We start from the raw sequence: 23,701 nt of genomic DNA on the forward strand, positions 1-23,701 counted from the left end.
TGTGCGCCCGTCATCGGCGGGCGGCCGTGCTCAGCCCTTGGTGACGTGGCCGGCACGTTCCATGGTTCGCAGGTCCTGCTTCAGCGCTGAGAGCTCGTCGCGCAGACGCGCCGCGAGCTCGAACTTGAGCTCTGAGGCCGCGTCGAGCATCTGCGCGTTGAGGTCCGAGATGAGGTTCTCGAGCTCCCGGGCGCCTGAGGCGGCCAGGCCCTCGCGCTTGAGTTTAGGTGTCGTCTGACGCTTGTTGTCTCCCTTGCCGCGGGAGGCGAGGAGCTTCTCGGTGTCCTGCCCCTCGCGCATGAGGGATTCGGTGATGTCGGCGATCTTCTTGCGAAGCGGCGTCGGATCGATGCCGTGCTCCGCGTTGTAGGCGAGCTGCCGGTCTCGGCGCCTGTCGGTCTCCTCGATCGCCTTCGCCATGCTGTCGGTGATGCGGTCGGCGTACATGTGCACTTCGCCCGTCACGTTTCGGGCGGCGCGGCCGATGGTCTGGATGAGGGACGTGCTGGAGCGCAGGAACCCCTCCTTGTCTGCATCGAGGATCGCGACGAGCGACACCTCTGGCAGGTCGAGTCCCTCACGCAGCAGGTTGATGCCGACGAGGACGTCGTAGAGCCCGGCGCGCAGCTCCGAGAGCAGCTCGACTCGTCGCAGCGTGTCGACGTCTGCGTGCAGGTAGCGCACGCGAACGCCGTTCTCGCCGAGGAAGTCGGTGAGCTCCTCTGCCATCTTCTTCGTCAGGGTCGTGACGAGGACACGCTCGTCGCGATCCGCGCGGAGTCGGATCTCCTCGAGGAGGTCGTCGATCTGCCCCTTCGAGGGCTTCACGACGATCTGCGGGTCGACGAGGCCCGTCGGGCGGATGATCTGCTCGACGAAGCCATCCGCCTGAGCGAGCTCGTACTTGCCGGGAGTCGCCGAGAGGTAGACGGTCTGGCCGACCCGGTCGCTGAACTCGTCCCAGCGCAGGGGGCGGTTGTCGAGAGCGCTCGGCAGGCGGAAGCCGTGGTCGACGAGGGTGCGCTTGCGCGAGGCGTCGCCCTCGTACATCGCGCCGATCTGCGGCACCGTGACGTGGGACTCGTCGATCACCGTGATGAAGTCGTCGGGGAAGTAGTCGATGAGGCAGTGGGGAGCCTCACCCGGCGCCCTGCCATCCATATGGCGTGAATAGTTCTCGATGCCGGAGCAGAAGCCGATCTGCTCCATCATCTCGAGGTCGAATGAGGTGCGCATGCGGAGCCGCTGCGCCTCGAGGAGCTTCTGCTCGCGCTCGAAGACGCCCAGACGGTCATCCAGCTCGTCGCGGATCTGGCCCATCGCCCGCTGCATGGCGTCGGCTCCCGCGACGTAGTGCGAACCCGGGAAGACGCTCACGGAGTCCATGGACCTGACGACGTCACCCGTCAGGGGGTTGAGCGCTGTCAGGGCCTCGATCTCGTCGCCGAACATCTCGATCCGGATCGCGAGCTCCTCGTAGACGGGGATGATCTCGATCGTGTCGCCGCGGACGCGGAAGGTGCCGCGCTGGAACGCGACGTCGTTGCGCTGGTACTGCATCGTCACGAAGCGGCGGATCAGCTCCTGCCGCGGGATGCGGTCGCCGACGTGCAGGGCGAGCATGGAGTTGAAGTACTCCTCCGGCTTGCCGAGTCCGTAGATGCAGGAGACCGTCGACACGACGATGACGTCGCGTCGGCTCAGCAGCGAGTTGGTGGTCGAGTGGCGCAGGCGCTCGACTTCCTCGTTGACGGAGCTGTCCTTCTCGATGAAGGTGTCGGTCTGGGGGACGTACGCCTCTGGCTGGTAGTAGTCGTAGTACGAGACGAAGTACTCGACCGCATTGTTCGGCATGAGCTCGCGGAACTCGGTGGCGAGCTGCGCGGCGAGCGTCTTGTTGTGGGCAAGGACGAGCGCCGGGCGCTGGAGCTTCTCGATGAGCCAGGCCGTCGTCGCCGATTTTCCGGTTCCCGTGGCTCCGAGGAGCACGACGTCGGGCTCGCCCGCGTTGATGCGACTGGCAAGCTCTGCGATCGCCTTCGGCTGGTCGCCGCTTGGGGTGTACTCGCTGACGACTTCGAAGGGACGTACGCTGCGTGTTGCTTGCATAGAACAAGTGTACGTGGCGGCTGCGACATTTCGGGGCCTCCGTGATGCGCTCTGCGCGATCACGGAGGCCCCGAAGTGAGGTGCAGCCGACGCGGACTAGTCCTCGCTCGAGAGCACGCCCTGCGTGTTCTCGAGGTGGGCCCGGATGAACCACTGGAACTTCTCAAGCTCGGAGACCTGGCCGATGACGAGGTCCTGCGTCACGAGGTCGAGGTCGTCCAGCCGCTTGATCGCCTCGCGATGGTCGGTGATGACACCGACGTAGACGTGGTCGAGTGCCTCGAGATGCTGGCGCGTGCCGGCCCTGAAGACCTCGTAGTCGCCCCAGGTGCGGGCCTCCACGAGTGCTCCGGGGAGCCCGTTCGGGGGGACGCCCAGAGCCGCCATGCGCTCTGCGAGTTCGTCAGCGTAGCCGCGGACCAGCTCGATCTGGGGGTCGAGCATCTCGTGCACGCCGATGAAGTCGCGCCCGATGACGTTCCAGTGCGCGTGCTTGAGCGTCAGGTGCAGGTCGTTCAGCGCGTGGAGGCGGAGCTGGAGCAGCTCGCCGATCTCGTGTCCCTTGTCGAGCGAGAGTCCGGGAACCGTGTACTCGCCGTTCTCGGTGTGCTGGCTTGAGGCTGTCGTGGTCATGTCAGTCCTCTCTTGGGAGCGCGTCTCGCGTCTCCCGATCAGTGAGTCCCGTTCGTTGCGGGATGACCAACACTGTCAGCCCGGTCTGAACGTTTGGTCGGAAGACGTGCAGGTCGGCGAGGGGACGGACGTAGACTGCCCCGATGCGCCGCGAAGAGTCCGAGGGCACCCAGCTGCACGAGCGGGGTCCCGCGGCTGCACCGAGCTACGGGGTCCTCGCTGCACGGACTCCCATCGACCACGAGATCGAGATCCGTCGGTCCAGGTTCATCTGCCGCCTCGAGCGCGTCGAGAGCGAAGAGCAGGCCAGGCAGGTCATCGCCGACCGTCGCTCCGCGCATCGTCTTGCCCGCCACCACTGCAGCGCTTTTGTGCTCGGTGCCCGCCGGGGCGTGCAGCGATCCAACGACGACGGTGAGCCCTCGGGAACAGCGGGCGTCCCCATGCTCGAAGCCCTCGTGCTCCACGAGCGAGTGCGCGGCGAGGTCGAGTCAGCGGACCTGAGTGACGTCGTGGCTGTCGTCACGCGGTACTTCGGAGGTGTGCTGCTGGGGGCGGGCGGGCTCGTCCGCGCCTACTCGGAGTCCGTGTCCTCCACGCTCCAGCTGGCTCGGCTCGCGAAGCGCGAGTCGAGGGCGATCTTCGGGCTCGAGGCGCCGCACGCCACCGCTGGCCGGTGGGAGAACGAGCTCCGAACTCGCGGAGTGCTCGTCACGGGAACGGAGTATGCGGGGTCGACGGCACTGCTGAGCCTCGCCGTTCCCGACGCGGCGGATGCGAGACGCGGCCTCGCCTCTGAGGTCGCTTCGATCACCGCTGGTGAGGGCACGCTCGTCCCGCTCGGCACCGAATGGGTCGACCTGAGCTGAGGCACCGACGACGAGGGCATCCGGGATCGCATCCCGCCCTGTCTCGTCAGCGCATCAGACCCCGTAGGTCTGCGTCTCCGGTGCGCGCAGCGCGACGGCGGCGAGGCGTCTCCACTCCTCGTCGACCTGCTCGAGCGTCTGATCGAGCGGCGCACTCGTGTCGATGAGCACGTCGGCGATCTTCCGCCGCTCCTCGTCGCTCGCCTGTGAGGCGATGCGCGCCCTGGCTTCGGCAAGGGACATCCCCCTGCTCTCGACCAGCCGCTCCTCTCGAACAGCCGCGGGGGCATCCGCGACCCAGATCTCCTCGTAGTCGTAGTTGCTCGTCGACTCCACGAGCAGGGGGATGACGTGGACGACCAGAGCGGCGGGGTCATCGCGTAGCACCTCCTCGAGTCGCTCTCCGGTGAGGCGACGGACTTCCGGGTGCACGATGTCGTTGAGGACGCCGCGGGCCTCGTCATCGCCGAAGACGAGCGCGCCGAGGGCAGGGCGGTCGAGGGCACCATCGTCGAGGATGACACCGTGTCCGAAGCGAGCCTCGATCTGTCGGAGCGCCGGCGAGCCGATCGCCACGGCTTCCCTCGCGAACACGTCCGCATCGAGGATCACGCCGCCGAGCTCCTCGAGGCGCTTGGCGATGGTCGTCTTTCCCGAGCCGATGCCTCCGGTCAGAGCGATGGTGACCATGATGTGCCGTCCTCTCATCTGCGGATACCCGCTGCGGGCATCGCCGTGAAGCCAACGCTACTGCGCTGAGGCAGCGAGCGCAGTGCGCTCTCCCCAAGCCGCGCTCGACCCATCCGCATGCCAGACTGAGGGCCAGGAGGCACTCACATCATGCTTGAAATTCTGACCGGTCTCGGGCTCGCGACGGCCAGCGGACTGAACGCGTTCATCCCGCTCCTGGGAATCGGGCTCCTCGCCCGATTCACCGACCTCATCGCGCTGCCGGCGGGCTGGGCGTGGCTCAGCAATGACTGGGTGCTCATCATCGTGGGCGTGCTCCTGGTGCTGGAGCTCGTCGCCGACAAGGTCCCGGCACTCGACCACGTCAACGACTGGATCCAGACGGTCATCCGCCCCACCTCCGGCGGGATCGTCTTCGGTGCAGGCACTGCGAGCTCCACCGCTGCCATCCAGGACCCGGCATCGTTCTTCACGAGCAATGCGTGGATTCCCGTGGTCATCGGCATCGGGGTGGCGCTCTTGACGCACCTCACGAAGAGCAGCACGAGAGCCGCCGCGAACGTCGTCACTGCGGGAGCCGCCGCACCGGTGCTCAGCGTCGGCGAGGACGCCCTCAGCGTCGGGCTGCTGTTCTCCGCGATCCTCGTGCCGCTGTTCGTCGTGGTCATGCTCGCCTTGATCGGCGTGCTGGCCTGGGTGCTCTTCCGCAGCTTCAAACGAGTCCGGGATGCGCGCGCCGCGCGGACCAGGCCAGCCGCTCCCCCAGTTCCCCCGGCCCCTGGCCTCTCCTCCTGACGCTTGCACAGACCTATCGCCCGGCTGGTTCTCCAGCCGGGCGATAGGTCTCTGCGCAGCACGACGAAGCCGACGTCGCGGCGCCGCCGGAACGGCCGAGCCGGAACGGCCGAAGGCCGGCCCCAGAGATGGGACCGGCCTTCGGTGCAGTGAGGCTGCTGGGAACTAGTTCCCTGCGAGCTTCTCGCGGAGGGCTGCAAGCGACTCGTCGTCGGCAAGCGTTCCTGCGCCAGCTGCTTCGCTCGTGAACGAGTTCGAGGAGCTCGACGGCGCGACTGCGCTGACGTTCTGCTCGATCTCGGCTGCCGAGGCGACCTGCTTCTTGTGCGCTTCCCAGCGAGTCTGGGCGAGAGCGTACTCCTGCTCCCAGGCTTCGCGCTGCGTGTCGAAGCCTTCCTTCCACTCGTTGGTCTCGGGGTCGAAGCCCTCGGGGTACGTGTAGTTCCCCTCGGCGTCGTACTCGGAGACCATGCCGTAGAGCGCAGCATCGAATTCGGTGCCCTCGGGGTCGACGCCATCGTTCGCCTGCTTGAGCGAGAGGGAGATGCGGCGACGGTCGAGGTCGATGTCGATGATCTTGACGAACAGCTCCTGGCCGACCGACACGACCTGCTCGGCGAGCTCGACGTGTCCGCTGGAGAGCTCCGAGATGTGCACGAGGCCCTCGATGCCGTCTGCGACGCGGACGAACGCGCCGAACGGAACGAGCTTCGTGACCTTGCCCGGTGCGATCTGGCCGATGGCGTGCGTGCGAGCAAGCACCTGCCACGGGTCTTCCTGCGTTGCCTTCAGCGACAGCGAGACACGCTCGCGGTCGAGGTCGACTTCGAGGATCTCGACGGTGACCTCCTGGCCAACCTCGACGACCTCGGAAGCGTGCTCGATGTGCTTCCAGCTGAGCTCGGAGACGTGCACGAGGCCGTCAACGCCACCCAGGTCGACGAACGCACCGAAGTTGACGATCGAGGAGACCACGCCCTTGCGGACCTGGCCCTTCTGGAGGTTGTTGAGGAAGTTCGAGCGGGTCTCGGACTGCGTCTGCTCGAGGAGAGCGCGACGCGACAGGACGACGTTGTTGCGGTTCTTGTCGAGCTCGAGGACCTTGGCCTCGAGTTCCTGACCGAGGTACGGCGTGAGGTCGCGGACACGGCGGAGCTCGATGAGCGAGGCCGGGAGGAAGCCGCGGAGGCCGATGTCGACGATGAGACCGCCCTTGACGACCTCGATGACGGTGCCGGTGACGACGCCGTCTTCTTCCTTGATCTTCTCCACGTCGCCCCAAGCGCGCTCGTACTGAGCACGCTTCTTGGACAGGATCAGACGGCCTTCCTTGTCCTCCTTCTGGAGAACGAGTGCCTCAACGGTGTCGCCGACCTGAACGACCTCGGTGGGGTCGACGTCGTGCTTGATCGAAAGCTCGCGCGAGGGGATGACACCCTCGGTCTTGTAACCGACGTCGAGGAGGACCTCGTCGCGGTCGATGCGAACGACGGTGCCCTCGATGAGGTCCCCGTCGTTGAAGAACTTCAGCGTCTCTTCGACCGCGGCAAGAAAGTCCTCAGCAGATCCGATGTCGTTGATGGCGACCTGCTTGGTTGCCTTTTCGGTCGTGGTGGTGGTCATGTAGGTAATGCTCCAGGTGGGCTATAAGTCGGCCCGGATGCGCTGCTCGGGGCGTGAAGCCAAGGGCAACGGGGTTCATCCGGGAATACGGATACGTGCACACAGAAAAGTGCTCTGTCAGCCTAGTCGGCAAGGTCAAGCGGAGGCAAGTGCCGCGCGCGGCGAGTTCCCCCGAGTTTCGCGGCGAGTCGCCGCCTGCGCTCCCTGGCGAGTTCGGATCAGGATGCCGCCAGCGAGGTCGCGTCGCTGCCGTCCTCGTTCATGAGCTGGGACCGGATGAGGAACCTCTTGCCCTCCGGTGCCTCGAGCGAGAAGCCCGAGCCCCGTCCTGGGACGATGTCGATCGTCAGGCGCGTGTGCCGCCAGTAGCTGAACTGCTCTCGCGACATCCAGAACTCCACGTTGCCCGCATCCGGGATCTCGGTCGTGCCGAGGAGCACGTCGGCGTCGCCCGTGAGGAAGTCGCCCGCCGGGTAGCACATCGGCGATGAGCCGTCGCAGCAGCCGCCGGACTGGTGGAACATGAGCGGCCCGTGGCGGCGCCCGAGCGATGAGATCATGTCGACCGCGTCCTGGGTGAATGCGACCCTCGAGAAGGTCTCGCCAGGCACGGCCGGCTCCGCGATGAGCCCGGCTCCCCTGGCTTCGGGCCTCGGCTCGGTCTGCACTTCCTTGTGCATGTCAGTTCCCTCCTTCAGAGTGCGGCGCCCGGAGCGTGCCCGGACCTCGCTGGTTCCGTGACCGTACGTCGTGAGACTGTGGCCAAGGTGTGTTCGCGAAAATCTGAGCCGCTCCGGGGGCAGCGCCTATGCCACGACGCGGATGCCGAGGGTGTCCGTCGGCACGCTCTTCGTCTCCTTCGCGGTGAGCGCCGAGATCGCGGCGATGAGGCAGATGACGCCGGTGAACGCCGAGATCACGACCCAGCCGCCCTCCTGCACGCCGCCCAGGGCCGCGACGATCGAGGGGGCGAAGCCGGCCATCAGGAAGCCGAGCTGGGTGCCGATCGCCATGCCAGAGAAGCGGACGCGGGCGCTGAACATCTCGCCGTAGAACGAGGGCCAGACGGCGTTGGCCGCTGCGTAGCCGAACGAGAACACGAGGATGGCGAGCCCGAAGGTGAGCAGGGTGTTCCCCGACGACATGGAGAGCATGTAGAACGGCATGACCACGGCGGACGAGATCGCGCCGTAGACGAAGACGGGCTTGCGTCCGATCCGGTCGGCGAGGATCGCGAAGAGCGGTTGCGTGCCCAGGGCCACGATGTTGGCGACCACCACCAGCCAGAGCGTCAGGTTCTCCGCCAGCCCGACTTCCTTGCCATAGGCGAGCGCGAGGTTGCCGAACACGGTCGAGACGGCGGCGATGAACGCGCAGAAGATGACGCGCAGGACGTCGCGCCAGTGGTCGCGCATGAGCGGGATGAGCGGGATCCGAGCGATCTCGCCCTGCGCCTTCGCGTCCTGGAACGTCGGCGTCTCATGGAGGGTGCGACGGATGAAGAACGCGACGATGACGACGACGGCGCTCAGCCAGAACGGGACGCGCCAGCCCCAGCTGTACTTGATCTCGTCGGGGAGGCTCAGGACCGGGATGAACACGAGGGCGGCGAGGATCTGCCCACCCTGGGTTCCGGTGAGCGTCCACGACGTGAAGAACGAGCGGCGGTTGTCGGGAGCGTGCTCCAGTGAAAGCGACGCAGCGCCGGCCTGCTCGCCAGCGGCAGAGAGCCCCTGCATGAGGCGGCAGAGCACCAGCAGGGCTGGCGCGAACCAGCCGATCTGGTCGAAGGTCGGCAGGCAGCCGATGATGAACGTCGACAGGCCCATGAGCACGAGCGTGAACATGAGGACCCGCTGGCGTCCTATCCGGTCACCGAAGTGGCCGAGCACCACAGCGCCGATCGGGCGCGCGATGTAGGCGAAGCCGAACGTGGCGAGCGACATCACGAGTGCGGCGTTGTCGTCGTCCGGGAAGAAGATGATCGGGAAGATCAGCGCGGCCGCGGATCCGAAGATGAAGAAGTCGTAGTACTCGACGGCGCTGCCCATGAAGCTGGCCGCGGCAGCTTTCACGGGGGTCCGCTTGGCGGTCGTGGTTTCGGTCATTTCTGAGACCTCCATGTCTCGGATCGTGCCTCTTCGTCGTTGACGAGGCTCTGGAAGTGCTGGTGCATCCGGGTGGCGTCTGCATCCCTGCCCGTCACGAGGCGGAAGGTGTCGACCGCCTGGCCGACGGCCATAGCGCCGCCGTCGAGCGTGCGGCACCCGAGTGCTCGCGCCGCGAGGATCAGCTGCGTCTCGAGCGGGCGATAGACGATGTCGGCCACCCAGAGCTCGGGTCGGAGCAGCTCGGCGGGGAAGGGGATCCCGGGGTGGTCGTGCATCCCGACGGGTGTGCAGTGCACGACTCCATCTGCCGTCGAGAGCAGCTCTGGCAGTGCGCCCACGCTCCCGCCTCGGATGCGGGGTCCGCCTGCTGCAGTCGCGTGCCGTTCGGCGAGGTCCTGCGCGAGCTGCTCAGCGCGCTGCGCATCGAGGTCGACGATCGTGAGCAGGCGTGTGCCGACTCGGATGAGCGCATCGGCGACTGCCGAGCCCGCTCCGCCCGCGCCCAGGAGGACAACCGAGTTCGTCTGCACTCCCCCGAGGCCGCCGCGGAAGGCGCCCTCGAAGCCTGTCGTGTCGGTGTTGTAGCCCACGCGTCCGTTCGAGGTGAGGAGGACGGTGTTGACCGCGCCCAGCGCTCGCGCGAGCGGGTCGATCCGGTCGAGCAGCGGGATGACGCTCTGCTTGCACGGGTGGGTGATGTTGAGCGCGTCGAAGCCGAGGCGCTCGGCCCAGTCGAGGATCTCGGGGAGTCGCTCGGGCTCGAGGTCGAGGGTCGTCAGGTCGAGCGGGCGGAAGAGCAGGTCCATGCCCTGCGCGCGTGCCTCCGCCATGTGCATGGGCGGCGTCAGCGACGGGGTCACTCCCGTCCCGACGAGTCCCATGAGGGTGGCGCGATGGTTGATCAAGGTACTCCTTTGTCCCAGACCGCCTAATGTACTAAACGGTGAGTACATCGTTTACGTTGTCGCACACGCCTGTCAAGTGCGCTGCAGGGTGTCTGGTGACTTAATTAACCATTTGGTACATTGCGGTATGCGTACTTCCATAGCCACCGTCTGTCTGGCCGGAACTCTCGTCGAGAAGCTGCACGCCTGCGCCGAAGCAGGCTTTGACGGCATCGAGATCATGGATGCAGACCTCACCGCCGCCTACGAATCGCCCGAGGAGATCCGCGCGCTCTGCGACCGCCTCGGCCTGACCATCGACCTGTTCCAGCCACTGCGCGACTTCGAGGGCGTCGACGATGCGACCCTCGCGGACAACCTCCGGCGCGCGAAGGCCAAGTTCGAGGTCATGCGACGCCTCGGAGCCTCCATGATCCTGCTCTGCAGCAACGTCGGCACCGCGACCATCTCGGACCGCACCACCACCGCGAACCAGCTCGGGATGCTCGCAGATCTCGCCGCCGAGTACAGCATCGACATCGCCTATGAGGCGCTTGCCTGGGGCCGCTACGTCGACGACTACCGAGACGCGTGGGAACTCGTGCGCCTCGCGGATCGACCGAACCTCGGCGTCTGCCTTGACAGCTTCCACGTACTGTCGCGAGGACACGATCCGGCCGCTATCGAGCGCATCGATGCAGACAAGCTCTTCTTCCTGCAGCTCGCCGATGCACCGGACATGGACCTCGACGTCCTGTCCTGGAGCCGCCACCACCGGCTCTTCCCTGGCGAGGGCGACTTCGACCTCACCCGGTTCCTCTCGCACATGCTCCGCGCCGGGTACCGCGGCCCCCTCTCCCTCGAGGTCTTCAACGACACGTTCCGCCAGACGGATGCCAAGCGCACCGCCGCTCATGCGCTCAGGTCGCTCCGGTGGCTGTTCGACCGCTCGGCGGCGCTCAACGGCTGGGACGACCAGCAGCTCGCCCCACCCCAGCCTCCACGGGCCATCGACTTCGTCGAGATCGCCGGTGAGGACCTCTCCGCGGTCGAGGCGACCCTCCAGCAGCTGGGCTTCGCCTTCGGTGGCAGACACCGCACCAAGCCCGTGCGACTCTGGCAGGCGGGTGCCGCGCGCATCATCCTCAACGAGCAGCGGCGGACGAAGGACGCGCGGCTCTCGGGGCTCGGCGTCGAGGTCGAAGACGCCGGTGCGGCAGCCGGGCGCGCCCACGCCATCGGCGCGCCCGCCGTCTTCCGACGCAGCTCCGCCGGCGAGTACGATCTGCGCGGTGTGGAGGCCCCCGACGGGACCGAGGTCGCCTGGAACTCACGGTCGGCGGGCGACTCCTGGCTGCCGGAATTCGTGGGCGGCGCCGAAGACGACAGCACGGCCTCGTCCCTGCACGGGGTCGTCGACCATCTCAACATCGCCTACCCGTGGCAGGAGTTCGACGAGGCAGTGCTCTTCTTCCGGAGCGTCCTCGCGCTCGACGCGGAGCCCGTCGCGGAGCTTCCTGGCCCACGGGGTCTCGTGCGCAGTCAGGTCATGCGCACACCGGACGGAGCGGTTCGGCTCGCCATGAACCTGGCCCCGCCTACTGCGCCCCTCCAGCCCAGACACATCGCGATCCGCGTCGACGACGCCGTCGCCGCTGCCAGAGCTGCGCGGGGGCGGGGCCTGCCCTTCCTGCCCATACCCAGCAACTACTACGACGACCTCCGGGCGCGCTTCGGCCTCGAGCACGCGGCCCTCGACGAGCTGCGAGAACTCGACCTCCTCTACGACCGCGATGAGCAGGGCGCGTTCGTCCACTTCTACACCCCCACCATCGACGGGCTCTTCTTCGAGATCGTCGAGCGCCGCGGCACCTACGACGGATACGGCGCAGCCAGTACCCCGGTCCGGTTTGCGGCTCAGCTGCACCACACGGGAAGATACACAGATGACCGAGAACAGGGTGAAGCAGCGAGACGCTGAGCGAACCCGGGCCGAGCTGCTCGCTGAAGCGACATCGGCGTTCGCGGAGACGGGGTACTCGGGCACGAGCGTCGACGAGATCGCGAAGCGCAGCAGCACCACCAAGCGGATGATCTACTACTACTTCGGCAGCAAGGAGCAGCTCTACCTTGCGGTGCTCGAGGAGGCCTACCGTGGCATCCGCGTGGCCGAGCAGAAGCTGCAGGTCGATGGACTCGCCCCCGTGGAAGCGGTGCGGAAGCTCGCAGAGATCACCTACGACCACCACCGAGAGCACGCGGACTTCATCCGCCTCGTCGCGATCGAGAACATCCACCGGGGTCGGTTCATCCGGCAGCTCGACTCGCTGCGAGAGCTCGGCACCCCCGCCCTCACGCTCCTGGACGGGCTGCTGGAACGGGGGCGGGAGGCGCAGGTGTTCCGGGCAGACGTCGACGCGCTCGACGTGCACCTGCTCATCAGCTCGTACTGCGTCTTCCTGCTCGCGAACCAGTACACGTTCGGGTACCTCTTCGACGTGCAGCTGCAGGACCCGTCGCGTCAGGACCACCAGCGGGGCCTGATCGGCGACGTCATCGTCGCATGGCTGACCCGCGAGGAGTGATCCCCGCGGGTCAGCGCTCTGTGCGTGCAGTCTGAGTCAGGCGCGCGGCATCAGCGCGCGGCGAATCAGAAGAAGCCCAGCTTGTCCTCGCTGTAGCTCACCAGCAGGTTCTTCGTCTGCTGGTAGTGATCGAGCATCATGAGGTGGTTCTCGCGGCCGATGCCGGAGGACTTGTACCCGCCGAACGCGGAGTGCGCCGGGTAGGCGTGGTACTGGTTCACCCAGACTCGTCCGGCCTGGATGTCGCGGCCGGCGCGGTAGGCGGTGTTCCCCATGCGCGACCAGACGCCGGCGCCGAGCCCGTAGAGGGTGTCGTTCGCGATCGAGATCGCATCGTCGTAGTCGGAGAACTTGGTGACGGCCACAACCGGGCCGAAGATCTCCTCCTGGAAGATGCGCATGCTGTTTTGGCCCTCGAAGATCGTCGGCTGCACGTAGTAGCCGCCGGCCAGGTCGCCCTCGAGTTCGGCCCGAGCGCCGCCGATGCGCACCTTCGCACCTTCCTGGCGGCCGATCTCGAGGTAGCTGAGGATCTTCTCGAGCTGGTCGTTCGACGCCTGAGCCCCGACCTGGGTGTCGGTGTCGAGCGGGTTGCCCTGGACGATCTTGCGCGTGCGCTCCGTCACGTCCTCGAGGAAGCGGTCGTAGATGGAGTCCTGGATGAGGGCACGCGAGGGGCAGGTGCAGACCTCACCCTGGTTGAGGGCGAACAGCGTGAAGCCCTCCTGCGCCTTGTCGTAGTAGGCATCGTCGCGGAGCGCGATGTCCTCGAAGAAGATGTTCGGGCTCTTGCCGCCCAGCTCGAGCGTGACGGGGATGATGTTCTGCGAGGCGTACTGCATGATGAGGCGCCCAGTCGTGGTCTCCCCCGTGAACGCGATCTTGCGGATGCGGGAGCTCGAGGCGAGCGGCTTGCCCGCCTCCGCGCCGAAGCCGTTGACGATGTTGACGACTCCGGGGGGCAGGAGGTCTCCGATGAGCTCGAAGAGCACGAGGATCGAGGTCGGCGTCTGCTCAGCGGGCTTGAGGACGATCGCGTTGCCGGCGGCGAGCGCGGGGGCCAGCTTCCAGACCGCCATGAGGATCGGGAAGTTCCACGGGATGATCTGGCCGACGACGCCGAGCGGCTCGTGGAAATGGTAGGACGTGGTGTTCTCGTCGAGCTGGCTGAGCGTGCCCTCCTGGGCCCGGATGGCGCCGGCGAAGTACCGGAAGTGGTCGATGGCGAGCGGGATGTCGGCCGCCAGGCATTCGCGGATCGGCTTCCCGTTGTCCCAGGTCTCGGCGACGGCGATGTACTCGAGGTTCTCCTCGATGCGGTCGGCGATCTCGTTCAGGATGATGGCACGTTCCGCAGGGCTGGTCTTGCCCCAGCCAGGGGCCGCCGCGTGGGCCGCATCCAGTGCAGCCTCGATGTCCTCGGCGGTTCCCCGCGCCACTTCGGTGAACGGCTGACCCGTGACCGGTGTGATGTTCTCGAAGTACTCGCCCTTGACCGGCGGCACCCACTCTCCGCCGATGTAGTGCTCGTAGCGGGGCTTGAACGAGACGAGGGACCCGTCTGTGCCCGGCTTCGCGTAAACAGTCATGAGGACTCCTTTGTCCGAGGGAACTCTTCCCTGGAAGCGTAGGAGCCCCGACGTTGCAATCGGGTTGCACTCGAGGCGGCCGCGATTCCGCGCAGGGCACTCAGGACTCGAGGGCCTCGATCTTCGCCACGAGCCTCGACCGGGCGGGCGCGTGGGGTGGGAGGACCGTGAGCGCCGTGCGGAAGGCCTGCGCGTCCTGCGCGACTTCCGGCAGCTCGAGATACCTGAGGAGCGTGGCCGGCTCCGCGGAGCTGAGGACCTGATCTCGGAGGGTCGCCGAAAGCTCCGCGCGCAGCTCGCGGATACCGGGGGCCTCCGACGTGGGCAGCAGCTCCCCGCGGTAGGACTCGACGGCCGCGGCCACGTCACCTGCCTCCAGCAGGTCGAGCACGTCGACGGCATCGCTCGCGAGGCCCTGCGCCACCCGGTAGGGGCGGGGCACGAGGTCGAGACCGCGCTCAGCGAGCACCGGCCGCAGCCGCGCGATCTCCGCCCTGAGCGTGACCTCCTTGGCGCTCTCGCCGTAGATTCGGAGCGCGAGCTCGCCCGAGGTGAGACCCGAGGGCCGTGCGGCGAGGAGCGTCAGGATCTCAGCGTGCCGACCGCTCAGTTCGACCGGTGCACCATCGACGGTGGTGAGCCTGGCGCGGTGGACGCCGAGCGTGCTGATCCTGCCCGCCGCGACGGTGCTCGCCGTCGCGGGTGTCTCTGGGTGAACTCCCGGCTGCGTCGAGTGGCGCGAGAGCAGCACGGCGAGCCGCATCTCCGCCTCCGCGGCCGCGACGGCGGCGCGCATGAGGGCAAGCGAGTGCGGGCCGACGGCTCGTTCATCACCTGTGAGGTCGATGGCACCGACCGCGATGCCGGAGAACGGGTCGCGGATGGGCACTGCGGTGCAGCTGAGCAGCTGCACGGCTGGCGCGAAGTGCTCAGCGCCTGCGATCTGGACGTCCCGACCCGAGGCGAGCGCTGTCCCTGGGGCGCTCGTCCCGACGGCGGCCTCCGACCAGTCGGCGCCCTCGACGAAGTCCATGCGCTCGGCCCGACGGAGTGTGGCGCTGTCACCCCGCACCCAGAGCAGTCGCCCCTGTTCGTTCGTGATCGCGACGATCAAGCCAGTGTCTCGCGCCGGCTCCACGAGGAGACGATCGAGCACGGGAAGGACACGCTGCAGGGGGCTGCGCTCCCGCGCCGCCGCAAGCGGCTCGAACTGGTCGAGATCCCGGGCCCGTGCGTTCGCAGGGCTGCCGAGCAGCTGCAGCGATCTCAGCCAGGAGTCGCGGACCACGCTGCGGAGTCCGGCGACCGCCGAGCGGAGCTCAGCGGAGGCGCCCAGACTGCCATGCGCGTCGATCAGGGTGTGTGCGGATGCTGCGGCAGCCTGGTCAAGGCCAGCTATCTCGCCACTCTGCGGATGCACCTCGCAGCCTCCTCGGATTCGCGGCAGCGAGTGCGTCGATGCACCCGCTGCCGCGAGCCTAGGCGACTCTGCCTGAGTTCTCCCGTGGCAAGCAGCGGCCGGCCGACGGGAGCTCCGATCAGTCGGTGCTCAGCACCTCGCGGAGCGTGTCGAGGCCGAGTCCACCGAGGTCGAGGGCACGCGAATGCCACGCCTTGAGGTCGAAGTCGTCACCGGCACGAGCCTCGGCGTCTGCACGGAGCTCCTCCCAGATCCGCTGCCCGATCTTGTAGGACGGCGCCTGGCCCGGCCAGCCGAAGTAGCGGTTCACCTCGAACTTCACGAAGCCGTCAGGCATGTTCACGTGCTGACGCATGAAATCGAGCGCGTACTCGTAGTCCCAGACCTTGTCGCCCTCCGGCACCGTCTTGCCGAGGTGCACTCCGATGTCGAGGACGACACGAGCCGCGCGCATCCGCTGCCCGTCGAGCATGCCGAGGCGGTCTGCCGGCTCGTCGAGGTACCCGAGCTGCTCCATGAGGCGCTCGGCGTAGAGCGCCCAGCCCTCGCCGTGCCCGGAGGTCCAGTTGTTGCGACGCCAGGTGTTGAGCTGGTCGCGGTTGAGGGTCGCACGGGCGATCTGCAGGTGGTGACCCGGGACGCCCTCGTGGTAGACCGTCGTGAGCTCGCGCCACGTGTCGAACTCCGTCACGCCGGGGGTGACCGACCACCACATGCGTCCCGGACGCGTGAAGTCCTCGGATGGGCCCGTGTAGTAGATGCCGCCCTCTTCGGTCGGGGCGATCATGCACTCGAGTCGACGCATCGGCTCGGGGATGTCGAAGTGGCTCTCGGCCAGCTCGGCGACCGCGCGGTCGCTCGTCTCCTGCATCCACGCCTGCAGGGCGGGCGTGCCGTGCAGCTTGCGGGCGGGGTCGAGCTCGAGGTGGGCGATGGCTTCTGCGACCGTCGCACCACGGAGAATCTCGTTGGCGATGGCCTCCTGCTCGGCCTTCATGCGCGCCAGCTCGGCGAGACCCCACTCGTAGGTCTCGTCGAGGTCGACTGCCGCGCCGAGGAAGCCTCGCGAGGCGAGCGCGTAGTGCTCGCGTCCGACGGCGTCCGTGTTGCTCGCAGCGGGGAGGAGCTCCTCGTGGAGGAACGTCGTGAACGTGCCGTACGCCGCGGAAGCGAGCTGCGCACCGTGACGAAGCTGCTGGCGGAGCGCGTCCGAGACCTCGCCGGTCGCCGGGCTCGATGCCGCGAGCTGCTCGAAGAAGTTGCCGCTGGCCGCGTACTCGCCTGTCTGCATCGCAACTTCGCGGACCTGGCGCTTCGCTGGCACGACGCCGGCGTCGATGCCCTCGCTGAGACGCTCTGTGTAGCCCTCGATCGCGGCGGGGAGGTTCTCGAAGCGCCGCGCGATGTCCTCGAAGTCGCTCACGGTCTCGCGCGGCATGAGGTCGAACACCATGCGGATGTCCTGTGCCGGAGACGCGATGTTCGAGAGCTCGCGCAGGTGGAGTCTGGCATCGATCATCTCGATCTCGAGGCCAAGGCTGCGGCGGAGCTCGAGCGCGGTGACCCGGTCGACCTCGTCGGCTTCGGTCAGCGTGTCGAGCTTGCTGAGCACATCGACGATCGCGGCGCGCTTGCGTGGCGCCGCGGCCGAGGAGTAGTCGCCGTACTCGGCCTTGTCGCCGTCTGCGCCGAGTTCCACGCGACGCTCGGGAGAGAGCTCGATCTCTGTGGCGACCCAGGCCTCCGCGAGCCGGTCGATGTCGGTCTGCGGTCGTGTCTGACTGGTGTTCTGGTGGTGCTGAGCGGAAGTCGTCATCCCCCAAGCCTAAGCTCGCCCCTCGGAAGAATCACCGAGAGGCGAGCCCCGTGTGCCTGCTACAGGGAGCCGCGGATGGGGCGGACGGTGGCGGCTAGTGGCCGGCCTCGTCCCAGTTCGGTCCCCGGCCGATCTGCACCTCGAGCGGCACGGTGAGGTCGGCTGCGCCGGCCATCTCCTCGCGCACGATCGCCTCCAACGTCTCCCCCTCACCAGCGGCAACCTCGAACACGAGCTCGTCGTGCACCTGGAGGAGCATCCGCGATGAGAGCCTCTCGGCGCTGATGCGCTCCTCGATGGAGTTCATCGCCCGCTTGATGATGTCTGCTGCCGACCCCTGGATGGGCGAGTTGAGCGCCTGACGCTCGGCGTTCTCGCGGGCGATGCGGTTCGTCGAGTGCAGGTCGGGGAACGGGCGCCTGCGGCCGAAGATCGTCTCGGTGTAGCCGTCCTCCTTCGCCTGCACGACGACGTTGCGGAGGTAATCGCGCACCTTGCCGAAGCGCTCGAAGTAGTCGATCATCAGCTTCTTGGCCTCGGCGACCTCGATCTGGAGCTGCTTCGAGAGGCCGAACGCCGACAGTCCGTAGGCGAGGCCGTACGACATCGCCTTCACCTTGGAGCGCATGGCCGGCGTGACGTCGGCCGGCTCCACGCCGAACACGCGAGAGCCGACGAAGCGGTGGAGGTCCTCCCCCGCGTTGAACGCCTCGATGAGCGCGGCGTCGCCGGAGAGGTGCGCCATGATGCGCATCTCGATCTGCGAGTAGTCGGCGGTGAGGAGCGACTCGAACTCGGGCCCGTGCACGAACGCGCGACGGATGCGGCGTCCCTCGTCGGACCGGATCGGGATGTTCTGCAGGTTGGGGTCGTTCGACGAGAGACGGCCGGTCGCCGAGCCGATCTGGTGGTAGCTCGTGTGGATGCGCGAGCTGTCGTCGACCGCCTTGAGCAGCGACTCCATGATCTGCCGCAGCTTGACCGAGTCGCGGTGCTTGCGGAGCGCGCCGAGGAACGGGTGCGGGCTGCTCCGCTCGAGGTCTGCGAGCGACTCTGCGTCGGTGGAGAAGCCGGTCTTCGTCTTGCGCGTCTTCGGCATCTCGAGGGTCTCGAACAGCACGACCTGCAGCTGCTTGGGCGATCCGAGGTTGATCTCGGTGCCGCCGATGGCGTCGAACGCCTCCTGCTCGTACGTGCGGATGCGCTCGGACAGGTCGTCGGCGAGGCCCTGGAGGAACTCCCGGTCGATGGCGACACCCTGCAGCTCCATGCTGGAGAGAGTCGCGAGCAGCGGCGTCTCGATGCTCGAGAAGACGTCGAGGGTGCCCGGTTCGAGCATCTCGAGCGCCGCGGTCGTCGCGCGCTGCGTGTACCAGGCATCGCTGGCGACCAGCGAGGACTCGTCCTCGAGCTGGAGCTGGTTCGGGTCGGACTCGGGCAGCTGCTCGTCGAGACGCATCTGCACGAGCTCGGCGAGACGCTTCGGCGCGTTCTGCGGGCGGTAGAGCCAGGCGGCGAGCTGACCGTCCTTGACCTGGCCGCCGACGTCGAGCCCCGCGATGGTGAGCGCCTTCAGCTGCGGCTTGGCGTCGAACATCAGCTTGGGGGCGTCGCTTGCCAGCCATGCCTCGAAGGGGGCATAGTCGACGCGCTCCGGAATCCAGTGCAGCTCGGTCGCCTCGGCGGCGGTGGAGATGCCGACCGCGACGACGGTGCCGTCTGCGCCGTGGGAGACCGTGAGGCCGAGACCCTCCGGAGTCGCCTCGACCGCCTTCGCGAGCCACTGCTCGAGTTCCTCATCGAGGAGCTCGGGGCGGACGGGCGCCGCAACGGCCTCCGCTGGCGTGATGTCGTCGCCAGCTTCGTCCGCGAGCTTCAGGACGCGGTCTTGCAGCGTGCGGAACTGGAGCTTCGTGAAGATCTCGCGAACCGCATCCGCGTCGATCGCCCCGCGGGACAGCTGCTCGGGGGCGACGGGCAGCTCGACGTCGTCGACGAGGCGGTTGAGCTTGCGGTTGCGCACCGCGTTCTCCCGGTGCTCGCGGAAGGACTCGCCGACCTTGCCGCCGATCTCGTCCGCGTGGTCGAGGATGCCCTGAAGGGAGCCGTACTGGGCGAGCCATTTGGCCGCGGTCTTCTCGCCGACCTTCGGCACGCCGGGCAGGTTGTCGCTCTTCTCGCCGACGAGGGCCGCCACGTCTGGATACTGCTCCGGGCGGACGCTGTAGCGCTCCTCGACCTTGGCCGGGTCGTAGCGCGTGAGCTTGGTCACGCCCTGCGTGGACGGGTAGAGCAGCGTGACGTCGTCGGTGACGAGCTGGATCGAGTCGCGGTCGCCAGAGACGACGAGGACCTTGAAGCCCTGCTCGCGCCCCTGCCTGGCGAGGGTCGCGAGGATGTCGTCGGCCTCGAAGTCCTCCTTCACGATCGTCGTGATGCCCATGGCGTGCAGTGCGTCGCGGAGCAGCGGGACCTGGCCCTTGAACTCGACGGGAGTCGCTTCCCGACCCGCCTTGTACTCCGGGTACTCGCGGGTGCGGAACGAGCTGCGGGAGATGTCGAACGCCACGGCGATGTGGCTCGGATTCTCGTTCTGCAGCAGGTTGAGGAGCATCGAGACGAAGCCGTGGATGGCATTCGTGTGCTGCCCCTCGGCGTTCACGAAGCTGTCGACCGGCAGGGCGAAGAACGCCCTGAAGGCAAGCGAGTGGCCGTCGATGACCATGAGGGTAGGCTGATTTTGCGCTGACACACGGTCAGCCTACTTGCCGCCCCAGACACTGCGCCGATGCGCGCGTGTTGTGGGGCGTTCTTCGAGGAGGAAGCCTGATGACGCACCTGGAAACGCCGACGACGGTCAACGGGCTCAGCATCCCCGACCAGCACGAGGTCACCTACGGCCGAGGCTTCGGGGCGCTCGCCGAGCGCATGGGCATCCTCTGCGTCGAGCTGAGCCCCGAGCGTGCCGTGGCCGTCATGCCGGTCGAGGGGAACACGCAGCCGATCGGCCTCCTGCACGGTGGCGCCTACTGCGTGCTCGGCGAGTCGCTCGGGTCCATGGCCGCGAACGTGCACGCCGGTCCGGGAAGGTTCGCGGTCGGCATCGACATCAACGCGACCCACACGGGCTCCGCCGTGAGCGGCTGGGTCACGGGCGAGTGCACGGCGGTGCACCTCGGCGGGTCGATGACGGTGCACGAGATCGTCATCACCGACGAGGCGGGCAAGCGCTGCTCGACGGTCCGCATCACGAACCTCATCCGCACCGCCAAATAGCGTCAGGCGAATGCGAAGAAGCCCTCACCGCGTCAACGCGGTGAGGGCTTCTGCTGATCGGGGCTCGGCTACTTCTTGGCCGAGAGCTGCTGGATGACCGCCTGCGCGACCTCCTGCATCGTGAGGCGACGGTCCATGGATGCCTTCTGGATCCAGCGGAACGCCTCTGGCTCGCTGAGGCCCATCTTCTGCGTGAGGAGGCCCTTGGCGCGGTCGACCTGCTTGCGCGTCTCGAAGCGCTCGTTGAGGTCGGAGATCTCGGCTTCGAGCGCGATGAGCTGCGCGTGGCGAGCCAGTGCGATCTCGATGGCCGGGAGCAGATCGTTCTGCGTGAACGGCTTCACGACGTAGGCGAGGGCGCCCGCCTCCGTCGCGCGCTCGACCAGTTCCTTCTGGCTGAACGCGGTGAGGAGCACAACCGGGGCGATGCTGTCCTTCGACAGCTGCTCGGCGGCAGAGATGCCGTCGAGCTGCGGCATCTTGACGTCCATGATGACGAGGTCGGGGCGAAGCTCCTTCGCGAGGGCGACCGCGGTCTCACCGTCGCCGGCCTCTCCGACAACGTCGAAGCCGTTGTCGCGAAGGATCTCCACGATGTCGAGCCGGATGAGCGACTCGTCTTCGGCGACGACAACACGTCGCGGGGCTTGAGAGGTTTCCTGTTCAGTCACGTAGTGAGCTTACGATACTGTGTCCGAGGTGAAGCGCCGGCTTGGCGGAATGGCAGACGCGGTGCACTCAAAATGCTCTGTCCGAGAGGGCGTGTGGGTTCGAATCCCACAGCCGGCACGGTTCTGAAGGCCCCCACTTCCCAGTGATTCACTGGCAACTGGGGGCCTTCGTCATTCCCCGGATGCGTGCTCTGCCCACACTTTGCCCACAGTCGCAGAGATGTGAGCGAGGTTCAGCGGAGAGCGCGGCCCCGAGCGTTTGCACATCCGCACTAGTCTTTGCGGACCCCCGCCCTCTGTCGACGGAGACACATGAAGAAGCTCTCTGCCCTCCTCTGCGCCTGCCTCGCCGCGCTGCTGTTCTCTGTGGTCTTGCTGCCAGCCCTTCCGGCGGCTGCGGACCAAGGCAACGAGTTCGACATCAGACCCGAACTCATATCCGCCGAGCTCGTCACGCCCACGACTGTCGGAGGCGGGGACGAGATCCGGATCAACTGGAGTGTGCGCCATCCCCACGACATCGGAATAGGCGGCATCGCTCTTGAGACCGGGGAGGGGACTTCGTCTCGGGAAAGTAAGTCATGTGGACAGTTCGATGCTGTCGTCGCGGTGCGAGACGGAGACATCGTCAGCGGCACGACAACGTGCACGACTGGCGGTTCAGAGTGGGCGGCAGGCGAATGGCGGGTAAGCGAACTCTATTTCTTTGATGTGCTGGGCGTATTCGGATACGCGTCCGAGGACTTCAGTCCCATCATCCAGGCCCTGCCCAGGCTCCAGATCGACGTCGGCACGGACGGGGACCAGGAATACCCCGAGCTCGTCGCCCTCGAGGTGGTCGCGCCGGACGAAGTCCGCCAGAGCGACGTCATCTGGTTCAACTGGACGATGCGTGAATCGAGCCGAGTCGTCAGGCTGATAATGACCATCGTCGGCCCCGACGGGCGCGAATACGAGGCTCGAGGTTTCGACCGAAACACCACTTCCAGGGACGGAGACCTCGTCTCCGGGTCGCTGCGACTCACCGTCAACAACTCCACCTGGGCGCTTGGGGAGTACCGCGTGCTCAGCGTGTTCTCGGAAGACGAGCATGGGAGCGCCAGCCCTGTCGCCACGGCGGCCAACAGCGACGCACTGGCTTCTGCGGCGAGTTTCACGGTTGTCGACGCTGGCGGACCAGACGTCACTGCACCGGAGCTGCTCTCGGCTGGATTCGAGCAGTCAACAATCCGAATGGGCGACGAGGTCGAGCTCATCAACTGGACGATCCGCGATGAGAGCGCGCTCGTGGACGCCACGTTCTACCTGGACGCCGAGTGGGGAAAGCGCTATGAGATCGCTGGCAACGACCGCGACCGGCTGGGCGACATCATCTACGGGTCCGCCGGTGCGAAGGTGTATCAGCCTATGCCTCCCCTCAGTCCCGGGTCTCCTGCGTGGTCGACAGGCGAGTACCGAGTTGTCGGAGCTTCGTTCACGGACGAGTCCGGCAACGTCACGACGCTGTCATCAGACCATCCCATCATTGCCGGGCTGCCACCGATGATCGTCCTCGACCAGAGCGCACCCATTCCAACGCGGTCACCCTCGCCGACGGTGACCGCGCCCCCGTCGCCGACCGCTACGCCGACTGCGACCGCGACGCCGACTGCGAGCGCGACCCCCACTGCGACCGCGACCGCGACCGCGACCGCGATCCCGACTGCGACCCCGCCGACCGCGACCGCGACGCCCTCACCAACGGAGAGCGCGGCGCCTTCTCCGACGGCGAGCCCGTCACCGACGGAGACCGGCACATCGACACCTGCGCCGACAGCCTCGTCCACGGCCGGACCCACCGATCCTTCAACTGGGCTGCCTGTCCCCACGCAGTCCGTCGCACCTTCCACGCAGGCCCCAACACCGACTCCAACGTCCACGACATCGCCGGCGCCCTCAGCCACACCGCCGATGTCCTCTCCAGGCGCGACTGACGCGCCGCCGCAGACGCCGGTCGGAACCCCCACCGTGGTCACCGTCGAAGACGGCACTCCGCCCGAGGCCGGAGATCAGGGAAAGCTGGCGTCGACGGGTTCCGACACCCTCGGGCCGGGTCTTCTCGGCGCGACGGCACTCCTCGGGCTGGGAGCCATGCTGCTCCTCAGGCGGAGGCGCAGCCACGGCGAGTGATCGCGTCGTCCGGGCTCGATTCTCGGGCCGTATCCGGCCGGTGATCGAGTCTCGGTGACGGCGCGTCGCCGAGACGAGCCGGCAACCGTCCTTCGACGGGAGTCCGAAGTCCGCAGTCCGTGCACAGAGGGAAGCCCCGGTTCGGCCAGTGATTCACTGGCCGAACCGGGGCTTCGCGCGCGTGTGTCGTGTTCGGCGCTAGCCGATGTCGGTGACCGTCGCCTCAGCATCCGCGGCGCTTGCACCGGATCCGGACCAGGTCGCGGTCGCGTCCCACAGGTTCAGCGTGTCGTCGACGAGCACGTCGACCTCGACTTCGCCCTCCGGGATCGTGATGCCGTCGGCGGCAGCGGCCTCCACGAGGCGCTGCACGAGCCTGTCGGTGACCTCCGCGAGGGTGTCCTCGCCGGCGTCGGCCTCCGCGGAGGCAGTTCGCATGTATGTCTTGACGTCGCTCATGC

At 67.3% G+C, this 23,701-nt stretch carries 19 protein-coding genes and 1 tRNA gene; 7 read left to right on the forward strand and 13 right to left on the reverse strand.

Going from position 1 to position 23,701, the window contains the following annotated elements:
* Positions 1–30 precede the first annotated feature (30 nt).
* Both uvrB and C5B99_RS07950 read right to left on the reverse strand, forming a co-directional pair.
* Positions 31–2,109: an excinuclease ABC subunit UvrB gene (gene uvrB / locus C5B99_RS07945; RefSeq protein ID WP_104241224.1), complete on the reverse strand. Its 2,079-nt coding sequence runs from the start codon at positions 2,107–2,109 to the stop codon at positions 31–33.
* Between the two features lie 96 nt (positions 2,110–2,205).
* Positions 2,206–2,742 (reverse strand): Dps family protein, encoded by a 537-nt coding sequence (locus C5B99_RS07950; protein ID WP_104241225.1) that lies wholly within the window; start codon positions 2,740–2,742, stop codon positions 2,206–2,208.
* Between the two features lie 143 nt (positions 2,743–2,885).
* Between C5B99_RS07950 and C5B99_RS07955 the strand changes: the two genes are divergently transcribed.
* Entirely contained in the window at positions 2,886–3,611 is a 726-nt protein-coding gene (locus C5B99_RS07955) for a YigZ family protein (protein WP_104241226.1), read from the forward strand.
* Between the two features lie 54 nt (positions 3,612–3,665).
* Here the strand turns inward: C5B99_RS07955 and coaE are convergent, their stop codons facing one another.
* Positions 3,666–4,301 (reverse strand): dephospho-CoA kinase, encoded by a 636-nt coding sequence (gene coaE / locus C5B99_RS07960; RefSeq protein WP_104241227.1) that lies wholly within the window; start codon positions 4,299–4,301, stop codon positions 3,666–3,668.
* A 150-nt stretch (positions 4,302–4,451) separates the two neighbouring features.
* On the opposite strand from coaE, the gene C5B99_RS07965 reads away from it, so the two are divergent.
* Positions 4,452–5,096 (forward strand): DUF4126 domain-containing protein, encoded by a 645-nt coding sequence (locus C5B99_RS07965; RefSeq protein ID WP_104241228.1) that lies wholly within the window; start codon positions 4,452–4,454, stop codon positions 5,094–5,096.
* A 165-nt stretch (positions 5,097–5,261) separates the two neighbouring features.
* Here C5B99_RS07965 and rpsA read toward each other — a convergent pair whose 3' ends face one another.
* The 4 genes from rpsA to C5B99_RS07985 all read right to left on the reverse strand — a co-directional run bounded on the left by rpsA (position 5,262) and on the right by C5B99_RS07985 (position 9,732).
* The gene (gene rpsA, locus C5B99_RS07970) at positions 5,262–6,719 is read right to left on the reverse strand and encodes a 30S ribosomal protein S1 (protein WP_104241229.1); all 1,458 of its coding nucleotides are present in this window, start codon (positions 6,717–6,719) and stop codon (positions 5,262–5,264) included.
* A gap of 218 nt (positions 6,720–6,937) precedes the next feature.
* Positions 6,938–7,399: a DUF779 domain-containing protein gene (locus C5B99_RS07975; protein ID WP_104241230.1), complete on the reverse strand. Its 462-nt coding sequence runs from the start codon at positions 7,397–7,399 to the stop codon at positions 6,938–6,940.
* 126 nt (positions 7,400–7,525) lie between these two features.
* On the reverse strand, positions 7,526–8,827 hold the full coding sequence (locus C5B99_RS07980) for an MFS transporter (protein ID WP_104241231.1): 1,302 nt from the start codon (positions 8,825–8,827) through the stop codon (positions 7,526–7,528).
* On the reverse strand, positions 8,824–9,732 hold the full coding sequence (locus C5B99_RS07985; RefSeq protein WP_219819637.1) for a shikimate dehydrogenase: 909 nt from the start codon (positions 9,730–9,732) through the stop codon (positions 8,824–8,826). The genes C5B99_RS07980 and C5B99_RS07985 overlap by 4 nt, the downstream gene beginning before the upstream one ends.
* Before the next feature lie 130 nt (positions 9,733–9,862).
* Between C5B99_RS07985 and C5B99_RS07990 the strand changes: the two genes are divergently transcribed.
* Complete coding sequence (locus C5B99_RS07990) at positions 9,863–11,695, forward strand: sugar phosphate isomerase/epimerase and 4-hydroxyphenylpyruvate domain-containing protein (protein WP_104241233.1); 1,833 nt, start codon at positions 9,863–9,865, stop codon at positions 11,693–11,695.
* Positions 11,661–12,299, forward strand: coding sequence for a TetR/AcrR family transcriptional regulator (locus C5B99_RS07995; RefSeq protein ID WP_104241234.1), 639 nt, complete (start codon positions 11,661–11,663; stop codon positions 12,297–12,299). The genes C5B99_RS07990 and C5B99_RS07995 overlap by 35 nt, the downstream gene beginning before the upstream one ends.
* 65 nt (positions 12,300–12,364) lie before the next feature.
* Here C5B99_RS07995 and C5B99_RS08000 read toward each other — a convergent pair whose 3' ends face one another.
* The 4 genes from C5B99_RS08000 to polA all read right to left on the reverse strand — a co-directional run bounded on the left by C5B99_RS08000 (position 12,365) and on the right by polA (position 19,849).
* A complete protein-coding gene (locus C5B99_RS08000) occupies positions 12,365–13,888 on the reverse strand; it encodes an aldehyde dehydrogenase family protein (RefSeq protein ID WP_104241235.1) in 1,524 nt (507 codons plus the stop codon).
* Between the two features lie 100 nt (positions 13,889–13,988).
* Entirely contained in the window at positions 13,989–15,308 is a 1,320-nt protein-coding gene (locus C5B99_RS08005) for a helix-turn-helix domain-containing protein (protein WP_104241236.1), read from the reverse strand.
* Between the two features lie 118 nt (positions 15,309–15,426).
* Positions 15,427–17,124: a DUF885 domain-containing protein gene (locus C5B99_RS08010; protein WP_104241237.1), complete on the reverse strand. Its 1,698-nt coding sequence runs from the start codon at positions 17,122–17,124 to the stop codon at positions 15,427–15,429.
* A 94-nt stretch (positions 17,125–17,218) separates the two neighbouring features.
* A complete protein-coding gene (gene polA, locus C5B99_RS08015; protein WP_104241238.1) occupies positions 17,219–19,849 on the reverse strand; it encodes a DNA polymerase I in 2,631 nt (876 codons plus the stop codon).
* 104 nt (positions 19,850–19,953) lie between these two features.
* Between polA and C5B99_RS08020 the strand changes: the two genes are divergently transcribed.
* Complete coding sequence (locus C5B99_RS08020) at positions 19,954–20,400, forward strand: PaaI family thioesterase (RefSeq protein WP_104241239.1); 447 nt, start codon at positions 19,954–19,956, stop codon at positions 20,398–20,400.
* 68 nt (positions 20,401–20,468) lie between these two features.
* On the opposite strand, the gene C5B99_RS08025 is transcribed toward C5B99_RS08020, so the two are convergent.
* Positions 20,469–21,071 (reverse strand): ANTAR domain-containing response regulator, encoded by a 603-nt coding sequence (locus C5B99_RS08025; RefSeq protein ID WP_104241240.1) that lies wholly within the window; start codon positions 21,069–21,071, stop codon positions 20,469–20,471.
* Between the two features lie 35 nt (positions 21,072–21,106).
* Here C5B99_RS08025 and C5B99_RS08030 point away from each other — a divergent pair.
* Positions 21,107–21,189 (forward strand) — tRNA-Leu (locus C5B99_RS08030).
* Between the two features lie 593 nt (positions 21,190–21,782).
* Positions 21,783–23,240 carry an LPXTG cell wall anchor domain-containing protein gene (locus tag C5B99_RS08035; RefSeq protein ID WP_146081963.1) on the forward strand — a complete coding sequence of 486 codons (1,458 nt, stop codon included), beginning with the start codon at positions 21,783–21,785 and terminating at the stop codon, positions 23,238–23,240.
* A 198-nt stretch (positions 23,241–23,438) separates the two neighbouring features.
* Here C5B99_RS08035 and C5B99_RS08040 read toward each other — a convergent pair whose 3' ends face one another.
* Positions 23,439–23,699 (reverse strand): hypothetical protein, encoded by a 261-nt coding sequence (locus C5B99_RS08040; protein ID WP_104241242.1) that lies wholly within the window; start codon positions 23,697–23,699, stop codon positions 23,439–23,441.
* Positions 23,700–23,701: the final 2 nt, after the last annotated feature.

Origin of the sequence: Pseudoclavibacter sp. Z016 (assembly GCF_002931215.1) — a bacterium.
Lineage (GTDB): Bacteria > Actinomycetota > Actinomycetes > Actinomycetales > Microbacteriaceae > Pseudoclavibacter.

What these genes read in the sequence shown, in the direction of transcription:
- C5B99_RS07980 (WP_104241231.1), bottom strand. Translation starts at nt 8,827, where the DNA reads ATGACCGAAACCACGACCGCCAAGCGGACCCCCGTGAAAGCTGCCGCG.
- uvrB (WP_104241224.1), bottom strand. Translation starts at nt 2,109, where the DNA reads ATGCAAGCAACACGCAGCGTACGTCCCTTCGAAGTCGTCAGCGAGTAC.
- C5B99_RS08020 (WP_104241239.1), top strand. Translation starts at nt 19,954, where the DNA reads ATGACGCACCTGGAAACGCCGACGACGGTCAACGGGCTCAGCATCCCC.
- rpsA (WP_104241229.1), bottom strand. Translation starts at nt 6,719, where the DNA reads ATGACCACCACCACGACCGAAAAGGCAACCAAGCAGGTCGCCATCAAC.
- C5B99_RS07975 (WP_104241230.1), bottom strand. Translation starts at nt 7,399, where the DNA reads ATGCACAAGGAAGTGCAGACCGAGCCGAGGCCCGAAGCCAGGGGAGCC.
- coaE (WP_104241227.1), bottom strand. Translation starts at nt 4,301, where the DNA reads ATGGTCACCATCGCTCTGACCGGAGGCATCGGCTCGGGAAAGACGACC.
- C5B99_RS07995 (WP_104241234.1), top strand. Translation starts at nt 11,661, where the DNA reads ATGACCGAGAACAGGGTGAAGCAGCGAGACGCTGAGCGAACCCGGGCC.
- C5B99_RS07955 (WP_104241226.1), top strand. Translation starts at nt 2,886, where the DNA reads ATGCGCCGCGAAGAGTCCGAGGGCACCCAGCTGCACGAGCGGGGTCCC.
- C5B99_RS08000 (WP_104241235.1), bottom strand. Translation starts at nt 13,888, where the DNA reads ATGACTGTTTACGCGAAGCCGGGCACAGACGGGTCCCTCGTCTCGTTC.
- C5B99_RS07950 (WP_104241225.1), bottom strand. Translation starts at nt 2,742, where the DNA reads ATGACCACGACAGCCTCAAGCCAGCACACCGAGAACGGCGAGTACACG.
- C5B99_RS08040 (WP_104241242.1), bottom strand. Translation starts at nt 23,699, where the DNA reads ATGAGCGACGTCAAGACATACATGCGAACTGCCTCCGCGGAGGCCGAC.
- C5B99_RS07990 (WP_104241233.1), top strand. Translation starts at nt 9,863, where the DNA reads ATGCGTACTTCCATAGCCACCGTCTGTCTGGCCGGAACTCTCGTCGAG.
- polA (WP_104241238.1), bottom strand. Translation starts at nt 19,849, where the DNA reads ATGGTCATCGACGGCCACTCGCTTGCCTTCAGGGCGTTCTTCGCCCTG.
- C5B99_RS08010 (WP_104241237.1), bottom strand. Translation starts at nt 17,124, where the DNA reads ATGACGACTTCCGCTCAGCACCACCAGAACACCAGTCAGACACGACCG.
- C5B99_RS07965 (WP_104241228.1), top strand. Translation starts at nt 4,452, where the DNA reads ATGCTTGAAATTCTGACCGGTCTCGGGCTCGCGACGGCCAGCGGACTG.